This is a genomic window from Synechococcus sp. CS-1332 (assembly GCF_025127995.1).
In the GTDB taxonomy this organism is placed as follows: domain Bacteria; phylum Cyanobacteriota; class Cyanobacteriia; order PCC-6307; family Cyanobiaceae; genus Cyanobium.
On sequence record NZ_JAHLYP010000038.1, the window covers coordinates 1 to 15,185 of the forward strand.

18 protein-coding genes and 1 pseudogene are annotated in these 15,185 nt (G+C 66.8%); 6 read left to right on the forward strand and 13 right to left on the reverse strand.

Translation table 11 applies throughout. The features are described 5' to 3' along the window. Nucleotides 1-295: pseudogene (locus KQ305_RS07325) on the forward strand (DUF4912 domain-containing protein); the annotation flags it as partial. Between the two features lie 24 nt (nucleotides 296-319). Here the strand turns inward: KQ305_RS07325 and KQ305_RS07330 are convergent. Together KQ305_RS07330 and KQ305_RS07335 are read right to left on the reverse strand one after the other, a co-directional pair. After that, the gene (locus KQ305_RS07330) at nucleotides 320-1,870 is read right to left on the reverse strand and encodes a bifunctional aminoglycoside phosphotransferase/ATP-binding protein (protein ID WP_259724944.1); all 1,551 of its coding nucleotides are present in this window, start codon (nucleotides 1,868-1,870) and stop codon (nucleotides 320-322) included. Next, on the reverse strand, nucleotides 1,836-2,348 hold the full coding sequence (locus KQ305_RS07335) for a tryptophan-rich sensory protein (protein WP_259724760.1): 513 nt from the start codon (nucleotides 2,346-2,348) through the stop codon (nucleotides 1,836-1,838). The genes KQ305_RS07330 and KQ305_RS07335 overlap by 35 nt, the downstream gene beginning before the upstream one ends. A gap of 132 nt (nucleotides 2,349-2,480) precedes the next feature. Here KQ305_RS07335 and KQ305_RS07340 point away from each other — a divergent pair, with 132 nt between their 5' ends. After that, entirely contained in the window at nucleotides 2,481-2,642 is a 162-nt protein-coding gene (locus KQ305_RS07340) for a hypothetical protein (protein ID WP_259724761.1), read from the forward strand. Here the strand turns inward: KQ305_RS07340 and KQ305_RS07345 are convergent. Then, nucleotides 2,576-3,052 carry a hypothetical protein gene (locus KQ305_RS07345; RefSeq protein ID WP_259724762.1) on the reverse strand — a complete coding sequence of 159 codons (477 nt, stop codon included), beginning with the start codon at nucleotides 3,050-3,052 and terminating at the stop codon, nucleotides 2,576-2,578. The two genes, KQ305_RS07340 and KQ305_RS07345, sit on opposite strands and share 67 nt — an antisense overlap. Here KQ305_RS07345 and KQ305_RS07350 point away from each other — a divergent pair. Next, a complete protein-coding gene (locus KQ305_RS07350; protein WP_259724957.1) occupies nucleotides 3,051-3,272 on the forward strand; it encodes a hypothetical protein in 222 nt (73 codons plus the stop codon). The genes KQ305_RS07345 and KQ305_RS07350 overlap by 2 nt on opposite strands. Before the next feature lie 13 nt (nucleotides 3,273-3,285). Here KQ305_RS07350 and KQ305_RS07355 read toward each other — a convergent pair whose 3' ends face one another. The 4 genes from KQ305_RS07355 to KQ305_RS07370 form a co-directional block, all read right to left on the reverse strand. Then, complete coding sequence (locus KQ305_RS07355) at nucleotides 3,286-3,663, reverse strand: hypothetical protein (RefSeq protein WP_259724763.1); 378 nt, start codon at nucleotides 3,661-3,663, stop codon at nucleotides 3,286-3,288. A 10-nt stretch (nucleotides 3,664-3,673) separates the two neighbouring features. Next, nucleotides 3,674-3,919 carry a hypothetical protein gene (locus KQ305_RS07360; RefSeq protein WP_259724764.1) on the reverse strand — a complete coding sequence of 82 codons (246 nt, stop codon included), beginning with the start codon at nucleotides 3,917-3,919 and terminating at the stop codon, nucleotides 3,674-3,676. Nucleotides 3,920-3,998: 79 nt separating this feature from the next. Then, nucleotides 3,999-4,631, reverse strand: coding sequence for a DUF4335 domain-containing protein (locus tag KQ305_RS07365; RefSeq protein ID WP_259724765.1), 633 nt, complete (start codon nucleotides 4,629-4,631; stop codon nucleotides 3,999-4,001). A 19-nt stretch (nucleotides 4,632-4,650) separates the two neighbouring features. Beyond that, a complete protein-coding gene (locus tag KQ305_RS07370; RefSeq protein ID WP_259724766.1) occupies nucleotides 4,651-5,205 on the reverse strand; it encodes a DUF3038 domain-containing protein in 555 nt (184 codons plus the stop codon). 67 nt (nucleotides 5,206-5,272) lie between these two features. Here KQ305_RS07370 and KQ305_RS07375 point away from each other — a divergent pair, with 67 nt between their 5' ends. Beyond that, complete coding sequence (locus tag KQ305_RS07375; RefSeq protein ID WP_259724945.1) at nucleotides 5,273-5,812, forward strand: adenine phosphoribosyltransferase; 540 nt, start codon at nucleotides 5,273-5,275, stop codon at nucleotides 5,810-5,812. Nucleotides 5,813-5,815: 3 nt separating this feature from the next. Here KQ305_RS07375 and KQ305_RS07380 read toward each other — a convergent pair whose 3' ends face one another. The 5 genes from KQ305_RS07380 to dapB form a co-directional block, all read right to left on the reverse strand. After that, a complete protein-coding gene (locus KQ305_RS07380; protein WP_259724767.1) occupies nucleotides 5,816-6,028 on the reverse strand; it encodes a DUF2949 domain-containing protein in 213 nt (70 codons plus the stop codon). Next, nucleotides 5,949-7,193: an FAD-dependent monooxygenase gene (locus KQ305_RS07385; RefSeq protein ID WP_259724768.1), complete on the reverse strand. Its 1,245-nt coding sequence runs from the start codon at nucleotides 7,191-7,193 to the stop codon at nucleotides 5,949-5,951. The genes KQ305_RS07380 and KQ305_RS07385 overlap by 80 nt, the downstream gene beginning before the upstream one ends. A gap of 54 nt (nucleotides 7,194-7,247) precedes the next feature. Next, on the reverse strand, nucleotides 7,248-7,505 hold the full coding sequence (locus KQ305_RS07390) for a high light inducible protein (RefSeq protein WP_259724769.1): 258 nt from the start codon (nucleotides 7,503-7,505) through the stop codon (nucleotides 7,248-7,250). 65 nt (nucleotides 7,506-7,570) lie between these two features. Beyond that, complete coding sequence (locus KQ305_RS07395; RefSeq protein ID WP_259724770.1) at nucleotides 7,571-8,218, reverse strand: hypothetical protein; 648 nt, start codon at nucleotides 8,216-8,218, stop codon at nucleotides 7,571-7,573. A 34-nt stretch (nucleotides 8,219-8,252) separates the two neighbouring features. Next, nucleotides 8,253-9,119 carry a 4-hydroxy-tetrahydrodipicolinate reductase gene (gene dapB, locus KQ305_RS07400; RefSeq protein WP_259724771.1) on the reverse strand — a complete coding sequence of 289 codons (867 nt, stop codon included), beginning with the start codon at nucleotides 9,117-9,119 and terminating at the stop codon, nucleotides 8,253-8,255. A 137-nt stretch (nucleotides 9,120-9,256) separates the two neighbouring features. Here dapB and KQ305_RS07405 point away from each other — a divergent pair, with 137 nt between their 5' ends. Both KQ305_RS07405 and KQ305_RS07410 read left to right on the forward strand, forming a co-directional pair. Next, nucleotides 9,257-13,279, forward strand: a complete 4,023-nt coding sequence (locus KQ305_RS07405) for a magnesium chelatase subunit H (protein WP_259724772.1) — start codon at nucleotides 9,257-9,259, stop codon at nucleotides 13,277-13,279. 445 nt (nucleotides 13,280-13,724) lie between these two features. After that, a complete protein-coding gene (locus KQ305_RS07410; protein ID WP_259724773.1) occupies nucleotides 13,725-13,922 on the forward strand; it encodes a CsbD family protein in 198 nt (65 codons plus the stop codon). Between the two features lie 205 nt (nucleotides 13,923-14,127). On the opposite strand, the gene pstS is transcribed toward KQ305_RS07410, so the two are convergent. Next, nucleotides 14,128-15,135, reverse strand: coding sequence for a phosphate ABC transporter substrate-binding protein PstS (pstS, locus tag KQ305_RS07415; RefSeq protein ID WP_259724774.1), 1,008 nt, complete (start codon nucleotides 15,133-15,135; stop codon nucleotides 14,128-14,130). Nucleotides 15,136-15,185: the final 50 nt, after the last annotated feature.

Sequence of the window (15,185 nt, forward strand, 5' to 3'; positions counted from 1 at the left end):
GGGTGGGGTGGGCTCCCGGCAGCGGTCCTTCTGGCTGGTGGCCGATGCCGAGCTGATTGTGTATGGCGCCACCGATCCGGCCGCCCGCCTCAGCATCGGCGGAGAAGAGGTGCCCCTGTCGGCCGATGGCACCTTCCGGGTGCAGGTGCCCTTCCGCGACGGCCAGCAGCTCTATCCGATCGAGGCCCTGGCCGCCGATGGGGAGCAGAAGCGCAGCATCACCATGGAGTTCCGTCGCTCGACGCCGGAGGCCAACGTCAACACCAGGGAAGCCTCCGTCGCCGAGTGGTTCTAGGCCTCAGGACGGGGTCTCTCGGCCTCAGGACGGGGGGCGTCCCAAGCGCTCTGCCACAGCGGCGATCAGTCCCTGAGGTGTCAGCTCTGCCGAGACCTCCAGACAACGGCCCCGTTCATGCCCGTCCAGCGGCTCCATCCCCCTGAACTGGGCTTCCAGCACGGCCCCATCCGCGTCGGAGGGGTCGCCGCCCCGTTCCCGCCGCTCCACGAGGCGCCGCTGGGCCTGCTCCTGGGAGCTGGAGCAAGCCAGGATCAGGAAGGGAACGCCGTTCCGGCAGGCCAGGTCCTCCATCCGCTGGCGCTGATGGCGGAGCAGGAAAGTGGCATCCACCACCACCGACAGCCCCGCCACGAGAATTCGCCCCACCTGCTCGGGCAGATGCTTGTCGTAGAGCATGGCGCTCACGTCCTGGCGGTAGGGATCGCCTCGAAGCGGTGGGGCTTCGCCCTGTCCCCAGGTGCCGAAGAGTCGCTTGCGCTCCACGTCGGAACGCAGATGGATCCACCCCTGCCGGTGGCAGAGCTGGCGGGCCCGGTGGCTCTTGCCACTGCCGGACACCCCGTGGGTGATCACCAGGGCGGGGGCAGGGGTGGCGGTGGCACGGCTGGCGCCCAGGAGATAGCGCTCCAGGTCCTTTTGAAGCACAACCGACGCGTGGGCGCCCAGGGTCTGCTGGCGCAGGCGCAGGGCACAGACCTTGGCCCGCACCAGGGAGCGGTAGATCCGATACCAGCGCCAGGTGAGCAGTCCGGCGTAGTCGCCGCAGTGGCCGAGCCAGCGGTTGAGCAGCACCGCGCCGAGATCCGGCCGGTCGCGATGCTCCAGATCCATGACCAGAAAGGCCAGGTCGCTGATCACATCGATCCAGCGCAGTTCCGGGCTGAATTCCAGACAGTCGAAGACCCGGAGACGCTCCCCCTCCAGCAGCATGTTGCCGAGGTGCAGATCCCCGTGGCACTCACGGATGCGGCCCTGGCTTCGGCGCCGGTCGAAGCTGGGCCGAAGCAGCTCGAACTGGTCGTCGGTCCAGTGCCGCAGGGCCGCGACGTCCTGCAAAGCAACCAGGCCGCAGGCCTCGAGCACGTCCAGGTTGGCCGCAGCCGGCAGCTTCACCAGTTCGGCTGCCCCATAGGGATCGTTGGGGCCGGCCACCGCGGCTCCGGCATGGAACACCGCCAGATCATCCGCCAGCCCTTCGAGCTGGGCGTCGGTGAGGCCTTGGCGCTCGAGCACGGCGCCCAGCAGGGCGCTCTGGGGAAACTGGCGCATGCGAACAGCCAGCTCAATGGCAGGACCAGAGCCCCGCAACGTGGCCCGCTCGGGCGGGCCATGGATGGCACTGAGCCCGAGGTAGATGTCCGGAGCCAGCCGGCGGTTCAGCCTGAGCTCCTCCTGGCAGAACCAGCGGCGTCGCTCGGGGGTGGAGAAATCGACGAAGCCCAGATTCACCGGCTTCTTGATCTTGTAGGCAAAGGTTCCGGTCAGCAGGATCCAGGAAATGTGGGTTTCCAGGCACTCGACCCGTTCGACCGGATGGTCATAGGCGCCGGGATGGAGCAGGGCCGCGATCATTGGGTCCACGGCCGCTCCGCTGCTTCCTGCGGTTCAATCCAATCATCTGCAAGGTGATGAGAGCTTCCACAGGGGTCCACACCAGCACAGGCACCAGCAGCCCCGCCGCCAGGGGGGAGGAGGGCCGCACGATCAAAGCCAGGACCAGGGTGACCATCCAGCTCAAGAGCCAGAAGGGAAGACCGGCGACCAGGTTGCGCAGACGGCAGATCACCAGGTGATCGATGCGCAGCAGCACCAGCAGGGCCGCGTAGGCCGCCATCCAGCGCCAATCGCCGCTCTTGAGCCAGATGGAGAGCGCCGAGAAGTAGTAGCTGACACTGATCACGAACCAGGCGGCCGGGATCCAAGGCTCCATGCTGATCCAGCGTGGCCATTTGAGGGCGCGATACCAGGCGAAATCCCGCTCCGAAGGATTGATGACCAGCGTCACCACCAGAAGGGTGATCAGGATCAGTAGCCAGGGGGGCACGGGCATCTGCAGACAGAGGCATTATTGGCTGCTGCCGGGGACCCGTCCATGGCGTGGGATGTCGGTTCGTCGCTCAGATGGATCAGATCGCCCGTCGCTCCTACGTTTGAAGGGTCCAACGAGCTTGATGGAGGCCCCATGCATACCCACGACCTCGACAACCACGACAACCTTTACGCCGACGAAGGCACGATGGTGATCGGCGAGACCCGGGCGGATGCCCAGAGCCATGCCTACTGGGCCGTGGGGGCCATCGCCTTGATGGTGGTGGGACTGGGAGTGGCCCTGGTCATTTCCTGAGCACCCAGGAAGCGCTCCCGAAAACAGGGCAGGGGGACGGGTTCACAGAGTCGGATCCAGTCGCCGACTCCCCGTTGCCGCTGCCAGGCGGAGATCCGCAGCGGGCTGGCGGCTCCCCAGCGGCAGACCAGCAGGTAACGATGCCCCCAGGCCTGGGGCCAGGCCATGGGGGCCTCCCTGGCCCAGGGCCAGTGGCCCGGATCCAGCGGCTCCAGATCCCGATGGCGGCGCAGCAGGGCCGGCAGCAGGTGGCCGGCAGGCATCGTCGGGGCGCAGCCGTGCAGGCGCCTGGCCAGGGCGGGTGGATCGCCCCGGTTGGGGAGGATCAGATGCACTCCCCCCCAGCCGGGAAAGCCCAGGCAGGAGAGAAGGGCGCTGGAACCTGGTCCGGAAGCGGTGCCGGGAGCCATGGAGAGACGGATCGCTGACACGCCTCCAGTGCCACCGCCCGTCACGAAACGGCCCACCGGGGGGCCGCACTGGCAGGATCGGCAGGAAGGAATCAACTCCCCTGCCGCCATGTTCGAGAACCGCGAACGGCCCGCCTGGGTCAACTGGCTGATCCTGGCGATCTTCCTGTTGTCGTCCTGGCAGCTGGCCGGGTTCTGGTTTCAGCAGCTGCATCATTGAGGCCGAAGCGCCTTCAGGAGGGGCGACGGGGCCTGGCTGTGACGCCTCGCACCAGCCGGACGCCGCCGCCGACCAGCAGCAACAGAGCCATCAGGGCGAGCAGGGCCACCACGATCACGCTGCCCAGTTGAAGAACTCCCATGCTGAGCCGGCTCAGCCCACCGATCAGGTTGGCGATGGCGTTGCTGACCAGGAGCAGGGCATCAAGCCGTTCCGGAAGTCGCATCAGCCCGACCAGGATCAGGCTTCCCGCCACGATCAGCAGCAGGCCTGCCACCACTTGACGCCATCGGGAGGTTGGACGACGGCGGCGACTGCGCAGCTCCAGGCCCTTCCCTGGCGTCGGTCCCCTCGGTGTCGGCAGATGCAGCGGATAGGGGGTGCGGGGCATGGCTGGGGTGTCAGGGCTCCAGCGGATAGCCGGCACCCCGCATCCACCGCTCGAATTCCATCAGCACCAGCTCGTTGGGGCAATCGATCAGGGACAGGTCGTTGACCGTGCAGTCGCCCTGACCGCCGTGGTGGAGGGTGAGATGGAATTGGGAACCGCTCAATCCGCAGACTTCCGGATCGCTGCGCACCACCACATCAAGGGCTGCTCCCAGCCGTGCGACCCGGCGGCGCAGTTCCGACCAGGTCAAGCCCATTGCATGGCAGTGGAGAAGGTGGATGATCGTCCCCAGTGTGACCAGAGCAGGGGCGAAGTCAACAGCCCGGAGGCTGGGGTCAGGGGCGCGGGGCTTCCGGAGCGGCCTGGGGGGCCGGGGCCGGTGGCGTTGGTGCCGGCGGCACAGCGGGCGGGGGCAGCAGCAGCACCAGAGCCGCCGAGACCGCCAGGGCCGCTGCCCCGCCCAGGGGGGCCGTCAGCCGGCGATGCAGGGGGATTCGCTCCAGCAGTTCTCTGGGTCCGAGGGGCTCGGGCTCGGGAATCTCCAGGGGTAGCTGGACACGGGGATCGAGGCGCAGCAGATCCAGCACCCGCACCAGATCCGCCAGTTCCGCATCATCGAGATGCATCTCCAGAGGGGGTGTGTCGGGTTGGCTGCTGCGCAGCAGCAGCCGGTGGCCGCCCTCGTGGTGGGGGCCGATGTCGACGGGCTCGCCCGCCACGCTGAAGTCGCGGCGCACGCCACTGATCAGATGACGGGCGTAGGGCAGGACCACCTGCATCAGGGCCTGCAGGTGCTCCCGCCGCCCCTCGAGCAGGGGCCGGCCCACCCACTGCAGACTCCAGCCCGTGATGATGCCAAGGGCCGCACCGCTCTGGCCGATGGAGACATCAGGGAGGCCTTCCACCTGCAGTCGGCAGCTGAGCTGATCGAAGACGAGGCTCTGCTTCATCACGGAACTCTGAACCATGGGTGTCACGGGGGAGGCCTCAGGCGACCGCGTCCATCAGGCTGGCCTTGATGCGCTCGAAGCCTCCGTGGCCGGCGCAGAGGCTGAGGCCCTGGACCAGTTGCAGACGCTGGGCGGCCCCATCGGTGGGATCGAGCAGCTTCTGCACGCCGCTGCGGCGGGGATTCATGCGTTCCTGGACCAGTTCCCCCAGGCGCCCCTGGAACAGGGCCCAGCGCTCGCTTGCCACCGCCTCCGGCTCGCTGCTGGAGAGAAGGGAGCGCAGCATCGGGTAGAGGCGATCGGCCATGACGCACAGAATGCGAATCAGGGCATCGGTTTCGTCAACGGGCACCTCGCCGCGCCGACAGGTGCGCCGCAGGGGGTTGTGGCAGCGCCGCTTCCAGAGCTCCACCCGGTTGGGGAAGAGAGCGCCGTAGCCGAGTTGTTCGCTCATCCAGACCATCGCCTCGCCGCCGTTGAGGTCGAGTGCCTCCATGCAGAGCAGCATGAGATCGAGCCGCTCCAGTCCCCTGCGAGGCAGGGGGCGGGAGGGGCGGTCCGGGCTTGCCGCTTCCGAAGTGTCCTTGGCCATGACTGCGATGATGCCAGCGGCGCCGTCCATCCGTCACGTCGCCGGTACCGGTCCCTTCACCAGCACGATGCCCAGCAGCCCTTCATCGATCGATCTGCGCACCTGGGTCCGGGACATTCCCGACTTTCCGAAGCCGGGCATTCTCTTCCGTGACCTCACCCCCCTGATGCGGGATCCCGAGGGCTGGGGCGAGGCCATCCGCCTGCTGGGCCTGCTCTGCGAGCGGGTGCAGCCGGACCTGATCGTGGGCATCGAATCCCGTGGCTTCATCGTCGGCACCGCCCTGGCCACCGTCGTCGGCGTCGGCTTCGTGCCGGTGCGCAAGCCCGGCAAGCTGCCCGGCGAGGTGATCGGGGTGGACTACAGCCTCGAATACGGCACCGACCGGCTGGAGATCCACAGTGATGCCCTCGGCGAAGGCCGGCGGGTGCTGATCGTGGATGACCTGCTGGCCACCGGCGGCACCGCCGCAGCCTGCGCCGAGCTGGTGCTCAAGGCCGGAGGAGAGCTGTGCGGCTTTGGCTTTCTGGTGGAACTGGCGGCCCTGGAGGGCCGCAGCCGGTTGCCGCAGGAGCAGCCGATCGAGTCGCTGATCATCTACAGCTGAACCTCAGCCCTGCTGGTCCTGCCAGGTGAGGACGGTGTCGAACTGCTCGATGCTGATCAGACCGAAACGCCAGAGCACGGCAGGAAGCGGCGCCTGCTCGAGCTGAGACTGCTTGATTCCCAGCTCGAGCGCGTTCTCACTCAGGCCGAGCTGATGGCGCAGGAAGCGCACCATGGCCGGAGAGGGCAGGGGCTGGGGAGAGCTGCTGATCACCATCCGCCCATGCTGGGAGCGTCTGGCGCAGGCGGCAAGGCCCCTCGGTCATGACCCGCAGGGCCAGGGCCCGGCTCCAGCCGATGCGCGACAGGGCTTCGAAGGCCAGGCTTCTCAGGGGCATCAACAGGGGCTGACGATTGGAGAAGAGCCGCACCAGCAGGTCGGTGGCCAGCAGGGTGAGCAGCAGATCGGGCCAGCGCCGGCGCCCATAGGCGGCACCGAGGCGGCGCGGATGCAGGGTTCCCCGAGCGGCCCGCTCGGCGAGCTGATGCAGCACCGCCACGTCCCGCCAACAGAGATTCAACCCCTGGCCGCCCACCGGATGGCAGCGGTGGGCGCTTTCCCCCACCAGCACCGTGCGGCCGCGATGCAAGCGCCGAGCCAGCTGCAGGGCCACCGGAAAGCTGCGGGGCCTCGCCAGCAGGGCCTCGGGCTGGAGTTCGTCTGGGAGGGCTCCCGCCAGCCGATCGAGGAAGGCAGGGTCGCTGAGGGCTTCAAGCTGCCGGCAGCGGGCCGTGGGCGCACTCCAGACCAGCTGAAAGCGACGCTCGCCGAGGGGAAGCACCGCAAAAGGCCCCTCCGGACGCAGCAGCTCCCAGGCTTCATCGTCGTTGCCGCCACCCATCTCCACCTGCACGGTGAGGCACGATTGGGCGTAGCGGTGGCTCCACTGGCGGATCCCCAGGGACCGCCGGGTGGGGGAGTCGGGCCCATCGGCGGCCACCAGCAGATCGGGATCGGCCAGTTCGGGTTCGGCGGTGGCGACCGGCCCCTCCATCCCGAGCGCCAGGCCAATGGCGGTGTGCTGGCCCAGGCGCCGCAGCAGCAAGGCCATCAGGGGCTGGTGGCAGCCGATCCAGCCCACCGCGTCGGCGTCCCCCAGGTCGGTCGGCTCGAAGATCACACGGTGTGCCGTCGCCAGGTCCTGCAGCCGCAGGCGACGGAAGGGGACCAGCTGGGCCCGCAGCTCGCCCCAGAGACCCAGGCGCTCCAGCAACGCACGGCTGGAATGGGTGAAGGCGTAGGCCCGCTCACGACCCTGCAGCGCCTCGGGGGAGAGGGGATCGTGCAGGCTGACGCGCCAACCGGCCTGCGCCAGGGCCAGGGCCGTCAGGGCGCCGGTGGGGCCGGCTCCGTTGATCCGGGCGTGGAGCGAAGGGCGCATGGCCACAAAAAAGCCGCAACAGAAAGTCTGCTGCGGCGATGGGGGTTGCTGTGATCAGCCGATGCCGAGCAGGCCGCGGGTGAAGGCTTCGCCGCCCAGGGCAAATTCGGTGGCGAGCAGGGCAATGAAGCCGAGCATGGCCATGCGGCCGTTGAGCTTCTCGGCGCGCTCGTGGAAGCCCCAGCCGCTCTCGGCGCTCACCACTTCCATGCGGGGCTCGGTGGCGAAGGCGTTGAGGCGGCCACCGTCTTCGGTGGTGACGGTGGCTCCGCGGATGGCGGAACGATCGAGGGCGGTGGGGGTGGCGGCCATGGGAGGACTCCTTGAGAAGTGTTACGTGAATTGTAACGCAATGTTTCGGATCCGTCCAGCTTCCCTCACCCCAGGCGCCTCAGGCAGAGCTCCTCAAAGGCCGGCCGCAGCAGGTAGGGGTACTCGCCGACCCACTGCTTCAGCTGCGGCAGCCAGCCATCCGAGAGGGCACCGATGCGGGAGAAGTCCTTGCGTTCGCTCAGCACCAGGCAGCGGATCACCATCCCTGGCCGGATCAGCTCATGCTTCTTTTCGAGGGGGAAGCGGATCTGGCCCAGGTAGCCCTCGTCGTCCTCCAGCTCCAGGCACAACCAGGTGCGCCGGTTCTCCACCAGCTCAAGCCGTCCCTCGCGGTTGGCCTGCTCCCGCCGGTTCTCCACCACCTCCCGCCGGAACAGGTCGGCCACGACCCCCTCAAAGATTGCGGCCGCCGGGTAGCGCCGCAGCAGCGCATTGCGGCGGCCCGCCTCCACGATCGGTCCCCACAGGACATAGAGAAGGAAGACGAAGCCCACCACCAGGAACACCGGACCGGCCTGGCTCCGGAACAGGAGCACCTGGCTGATCAGCAGCGAGATCACCCCGCCGATCACCGAAATCAGCACGCGCTGCAGCAGTTTGCGCGGATCGCCGCTGCTGGCGCTGAACTGCGAGCCCGTGGCCACCGCCGGGATCAGCCGGACAAGTTCGCCGGGTTTGAGGGGGATCAACATCGACTCACAGGGGGGCAGCTGAGAGGGGGGCAGCTCACAGGAGCCTCTCCAGTCCATAGACCAGGCCCCCCAGGCTGCGCACCTTGCGGACCGTGAGCAAGACCCCGGGCATATAGGCACTGCGGTCAATCGTGTCGTGGCGCAGGGTGTAGGTCTCCCCGGGGGAGCCGAACATCACCTCCTGGTGGGCCACCAGCCCCGGCAGCCGCACTGAATGCAGCCGCAGGCCGCTCTCCCGCAGCCCCCCCCGGCAGCCGGGCAAACTCTCGTGCTCCTCCACCTGGGGGGGGTTGAACGGCTTGCCGAGCTCCTCCATGAGTTCGGCGGTCTTGAGGCAGGTGCCGCTGGGGGCATCGGCCTTGCGGTTGTGGTGCAGTTCGGTGAGCTCGGCGTAGTCGTAGAAGCGGGCCGCCGCCGCCGCCGCTTGCTGCAGCAGCACCATGCCCACGCAGAAATTGGGCACCACCGCGCCCCCCATCGAGGCCTTGTCGGCAAAGGTGGCCAGATCCGCCAACTGGTCGGGACGCAGGCCGGTGGTGCCGATCACCGGATGGACGCCGTAGGCGAAGGCGCCGCGGCAGTGCTCGAAGACGACGCTGGGGTGGGTGAAGTCGACCAGCACCGCCCCGCCTCCCGGTCCGGCCTGGCGCACCGCCTGGCTGGCCTGGCAGAGGGTGCCCTCGAAATCGGCGCTCAGCGCCACCTCCAGCTCCCCAAGACCCAGGGCCAGCCCCACATCCTCCCCTTCGTGCCCAGGCGTGGTGTCGATGGCTCCCGCCAGGGTGCAATCGGGGGCCGCCACCACGGCCTTGATCACCTCAGCGCCCATGCGGCCCAGGGCCCCGGCCACCACCACCGGGATCGGCGCCGGGGCCGCTGGGGATGGGGAGGTCGCGGTCATGGGCAGCTGGCGTTCCTGGCGAGCCTATGAGGCCCGGCCCACCGGCAGGGTGCCTGCCTGTAACGCTGCGCTGCAACCGATCGCGTCCCCGGCGGGAGCTCCGTAGGCTGCTTCACATTGCTCAACGCATCCCCCGCATGTTCACGCAGGTCCGTTCCGCCAGCCGCCGGGTCAGCCCTGCCCCCACCAATGGCGCCGACGACCGGGTGGTGATGAAGGCCGTCTATGTGGTGCTCGAACCCCAGTATCAGAACGCCCTCACCACCGCCGCCACCGGCCTCAACGACCAGAACGGTCCCCTGGCGGTGGAGCTGAGCGGCTATCTGATCGAGGAGCTGCGGGACCCGGCCAACTACGCCGACTTCTGCGCCGACGTGGCCGCTGCCGACGTGTTCATTGCCTCGCTGATCTTCATCGAGGACCTGGCCCAGAAGGTGGTGGAGGCGGTGGCCCCGCACCGAGACCGGCTCAAGGCGGTGGTGGTGTTCCCCTCGATGCCGGAGGTGATGCGCCTCAACAAGCTGGGCACCTTCTCGATGGCCCAGCTGGGCCAGAGCAAGAGCGCCATCGCCCAGTTCATGCGCAAGCGCAAGGAAGCCAATGGGGCCGGCTTCCAGGACGCCATGCTCAAGCTGCTGAACACCCTGCCGACGGTGCTCAAGTACCTGCCGGTGGAGAAGGCCCAGGACGCCCGTTCCTTCATGCTCAGCTTCCAGTACTGGCTGGGGGGAACGCCGGACAACCTGCGCAACTTCCTGCTGATGCTGGCCGACCGTTACGTGTTCGGCAAAGCGGAGCTGGGCCGGCCCCAGCTCACCGTCGCCGACCCGGTGGTGTTCCCCGATCTCGGCATCTGGCACCCCATGGCCCCGGGGATGTTCGAGGACCTCAAGGAATACCTCAACTGGAGCGCCAGCCGCGCTGATCTGAGCGAAAAGGCCCGCCGGGGCCCGGTGATCGGCCTGGTGCTGCAGCGCAGCCACATCGTCACCGGCGACGACGCCCATTACGTGGCCATCATTCAGGAGCTGGAGTACCGGGGCGCCACGGTGATTCCCGTGTTCTGCGGCGGCCTCGATTTCTCCCGGCCCGTCTCCTCCTTCTTCTACGACCCGCTCCAACCGGAGCAACCCCTGGTGGATGGGGTCGTGAGCCTCACCGGCTTCGCCCTGGTGGGTGGTCCAGCCCGTCAGGACCATCCCAAGGCCATCGAGACCCTCAAGCGGCTCAATCGCCCCTACATGGTGGCCCTGCCCCTGGTGTTCCAGACCACCCAGGAATGGGAGGAGAGCGACCTGGGGCTGCACCCGGTGCAGGTGGCCCTGCAGATCGCCATCCCCGAGCTCGACGGTGCCATCGAACCGATCGTGCTGTCGGGGCGCGACGACGCCACCGGCAAGGCCCACACCCTGCAGGACCGCGTGGATGCCATCGCCGAGCGGGCCATCCGCTGGGCCTCGCTGCGCATCAAGCCCCGGGCCCAGAAGAAGCTGGCGATCACCGTGTTCAGCTTCCCCCCCGACAAGGGCAACGTGGGCACCGCCGCCTACCTCGATGTGTTCGGCTCGATCTTCCGCGTGCTGGAGGAGATGAAGGCCAAGGGCTACACGGTGGACGCCATGCCCCGCACCCCGAAGGAGCTGATGCAGGCGGTGCTCAGCGATCCGGAGGCCCTGGAAGGGGCCCCCGAGCTGGCGATCGCCCACCGCATGAGCGTCGAGGAATACGAACGGCTCACCCCCTACTCCGAACGCCTGGAAGAGAACTGGGGCAAGCCCCCGGGCAGCCTCAACAGCGACGGCACCAACCTGCTGATCTACGGCCGCCACTTCGGCAACGTGTTCGTGGGGGTGCAGCCCACCTTCGGCTACGAGGGCGATCCGATGCGCCTGCTCTATTCGCGCAGCGCCAGCCCCCACCACGGCTTCGCCGCTTACTACACCTACCTGGAGAAGGTCTGGGGTGCCGATGCGGTGCTCCACTTCGGCACCCATGGCTCCCTGGAGTTCATGCCGGGCAAGCAGATGGGCATGAGCGAAACCTGCTACCCCGATTCGCTCATCGGTGCCCTGCCCAACCTCTATTACTACGCGGCCAACAACCCGTCGGAGGCCACCATCGCCAAGCGGCGCGGCTACGCCTCCACGATCAGCTACCTCACCCCGCCGGCCGAGAACGCCGGTCTCTACAAGGGTCTCAAGGAGCTGGGTGAGCTGGTGGGGTCCTACCAGCAGCTGCGGGAGAGCTCCAGGGGGGTGCAGATCGTCAACGCGATCATCGAAACCGCCCGCCAGTGCAACCTCGACAAGGATGTGGTCCTGCCCGAGGGCGATGCCGATGCGGCGGCCCTCGACCTCGACGGCCGCGATGGGGTGGTGGGGGCCGTGTACCGCCAGCTGATGGAGATCGAGAGCCGGCTGCTGCCCTGCGGCCTGCACACCATCGGTAAACCGCCCACCGCCGAGGAGGCGATTGCCACCCTGGTGAGCATCTCCGCCCTGGAGCGGGAGGAGGAGGGCCTGCGTTCCCTGCCGGGGCTGCTGGCCGAGAGCCGCGGCCGCACCATCGCCGAGGTGTACAGCGGCAACGATGCAGGCGTGTTGGCGGACGTGGAGCTCAACCGGGTGATCACCGAGGCCTGCCGTTCGGCGGTGGGGGCCATGGTGCGCCAGGTCACCGGCAGCGATGGCCGGGTGAGCCTGCAGCGCCGCTTCGTCTGGTTCTTCGATCTGCTGGAGCGCGTCGGCTACCGCCTGCCCAGCCCCTGGCTGAGCGCCTGCCGCCAGGCGGGCTTCGCCGATGTGGATGTCACCGAACTGGATCGCCAGTTCGCCTATCTGCGCTTCTGCCTGGAGCAGATCTGCGCCGATATGGAGATGGAGAGCCTGTTGCGGGCCCTCGATGGCGAGTATGTGCTGCCCGGGCCCGGCGGTGATCCGATCCGCAACCCCGGCGTGTTGCCCAGCGGCAAGAACATCCATGCCCTCGATCCCCAGGCCATCCCCACCAGGGCGGCCATTGCCGCTGCCAAGGTGGTGGTCGATCGGCTGATCGAGCGTCAGAAGGCCGAGCAGGGCACCTGGCCGGAAACCATCGCCTGCGTCCTCTGGGGCACTGACAACATCAAGACCTACGGCGAATCCCTCGCCCAGATTCTCTGGTTCATCGGCGTGCGTCCGATGGCCGATTCACTCGGACGGGTCAACAAGCTGGAGCTGCTGTCCCTCGAGGAGCTGGGCCGGCCCCGCATCGATGTGGTCGTGAACTGCTCGGGCGTGTTCCGCGACTTGTTCATCAACCAGATGGCCCTGATCGACCAGGGGGTCAAGATGGCCGCCGAGGCCGACGAGCCCCTGGAGATGAATTTCGTGCGTAAGCACAGCCAGGAGCAGGCCGCCGAACAGGGCATTTCGCTGCGGGACGCCGCCACCCGGGTGTTCTCCAATGCCAGTGGCAGCTACAGCTCCAACGTCAACCTGGCGGTGGAGAACAGCACCTGGGAGGAGGAGGGCGAACTGCAGGAGATGTACCTCAGCCGCAAGACGTTTGCCTTCAACGCCGATAACCCCGGCGAGATGAACCAGAACCGTGGGGTGTTCGAGTCGGCGATGAAGACCGCCGATGTGACCTTCCAGAATCTGGATTCGGCGGAAATCTCGCTCACCGATGTGAGCCACTACTTCGACTCCGACCCCACCAAGCTGATCGCCGGCCTGCGCGACGACGGCAAGGCCCCCACCAGCTACATCGCCGACACCACCACGGCCAATGCCCAGGTGCGCTCCCTGAGCGAGACCATCCGCCTCGACTCCCGCACCAAGCTGCTCAACCCCAAGTGGTACGAGGGCATGCTCAATTCAGGCTACGAAGGGGTGCGGGAGGTGGCCAAGCGTCTCAACTTCACCCTGGGCTGGAGCGCCACCAGCGGCGCGGTCGACAACTTCGTCTACGAGGAGGCCAACGAGACCTTCATCAACGACCCGGAGATGCGCAAGCGGCTGATGGACCTCAACCCCCACAGCTTCCGCCGCATCGTCGGCACCCTGCTGGAAGTGAACGGCCGCGGCTACTGGGAGACGAGCGACGAGAACATCGCCCAACTGCAGGAGATCTACCAGGAGATCGAGGACCGGATCGAAGGGGTGACAAAGGAGGCCTGATCGATCAGGCCACGGGCCAGGTGCCGGGATCGCAGGAGCTCCTGGGACGCTGATCGCGGGGCGCACCTGGCGAATGGAGGACGCGTCAGTTGTTGCGAGCTCTTGCTGCTACCGCAGTCGATAACAGCAGATGCGCTGCATTGAGAAAGCTCTTGCACATATGCAAGGAATTCTTAATAATCTCCGCATGGGCCGTGGGCGCTGAGGTTTGCCGCCATGGCCATGCCTGCAGCCCCCGCTGCCTGGGGATCAGCCGTCTGCCGCGCCGAATCCTGCGTAGGACTGAGTTGTGCCATTGCACGGGAAAGGAACCGTGAGAGTTGACATTCAGGCTCAGCTCATCGCCGTCAAGTCAGAGGCAACGCTGATGACTTCATTGCTATCTCAGCCACCTGTAATGGCATCGTCGATCAACCCAACTCCATTCCCTACTCCCCTGAGAACCATGTCAAACAAACTCGACGCCGCAGCCAAAGATGCTGAAGGCAAGATCCAGTCCGCCGTCGGCTCCCTCACTGGCGACAAGGGCCAACAACTCAAAGGAGAAGCCAAGCAAGTCCAGGCCGACGCCATGCAGGCGGAAGCCCAAGTGAAGGAGGCAGCCAAGAAGGCCGCCAGGAAGCTCGATGATGCCACGAATTAGTCAGCAGGCCCTATAGGTCCTGATCATCCGTAGCCAAGCCCATGCCGGGGAGTCTTTCACACTCCCCGGCTTTCTCTTTGAGCGGGCCGGGAGGCCATAGCATTCGCTTCTCTGCCTGTTTCGAGCGAGTGGATCAATGTGCACAAAAAAAGGGGAGCTGAAGCCCCCCCGAATCACCCCGCAGGGATGAGTGAATGGATCGGGATCACTTACCGATCTTGGCCACTTCGGTGCGAGCCCGCTTCAGAACGGCACCGGTCAGGGGTACGAAATCGAGCTGCTTGGCGATGCCTTGACCCTTCGGCGAGAGACCCCATGTGAGGAACTGGCGGAGAGTAGCGGCCTTGTCGCCATTGCCCTTCTGGTAGGCCAGAATCCAGGTGAAGGTGGCGATCGGGAAGGCGTTGGCACCGGCCGGATTGCAATCCTCACCACCCAGGCGGGAATTCAGCTTGACGCCGTTCAGGGCGGCGGCCCCGGTCACATCGTTGGCCAGAACAAACTTGCCAGCTTTGTTCTGAAGAGCCGCAGGAGTTATCTTGCCCTTCACGAAGGCCTGGTTGAGATAACCGAGCGAGCCGGGGGTATTCAGGATCAGGCCTGCCACACCCTCATTGCCCTTGCCACCGACGCCCACGGGCCACTTGACGGCCTTGGAGGTTCCCACTTTGGATTTCCACTCCGAAGAGAAGCAGGAGAGGGAGTTGGTGAAGGCGGCGGTGGTGCCGGAGCCGTCGGAGCGGTGAACCACGTTGATCGGGCCCTTGCCGCATTTCAGCTGCTCCCAGGTTTTGATCTTGCCGAGGAAGATGTCGGCGACTTGGGTCTGGGTGAGCTTGAGGTTCTTGCAGCTGGGATTGTTGTAGGCGGGGGTGACGGTGCCCCCCATCATCGGGATCTGCAGGGCTCCGCGCTGGGCGGTCACCCCCTTGGTGAATTCTCCCTTGGATTCGTTGAGCTCCTCATCGGTCGCTCCAAAATCGACGCTGCCGGCATGGAACTGGCGAACACCAGCGCCCGAGCCCACCGACTGGTAGTTCACCTGCCTCTTGGTTTCTTTGGCGAACTCCACGGCCCAGCGCTGGTAGGCCGGAGCGGGAAAGCTGGCGCCGGCTCCACTGATGGAGTTGCTCTGGGCGATCACCGGAACCGCCAGTCCAGCGGTGACAGCACCGGCAGCGGAGAGAATCAGGGCCTTCTTCGCGAAGGTCATCAGAAATGCCAATTGTGGAGCAGGTCATGAATAGCAACCAGCTCTGCCCA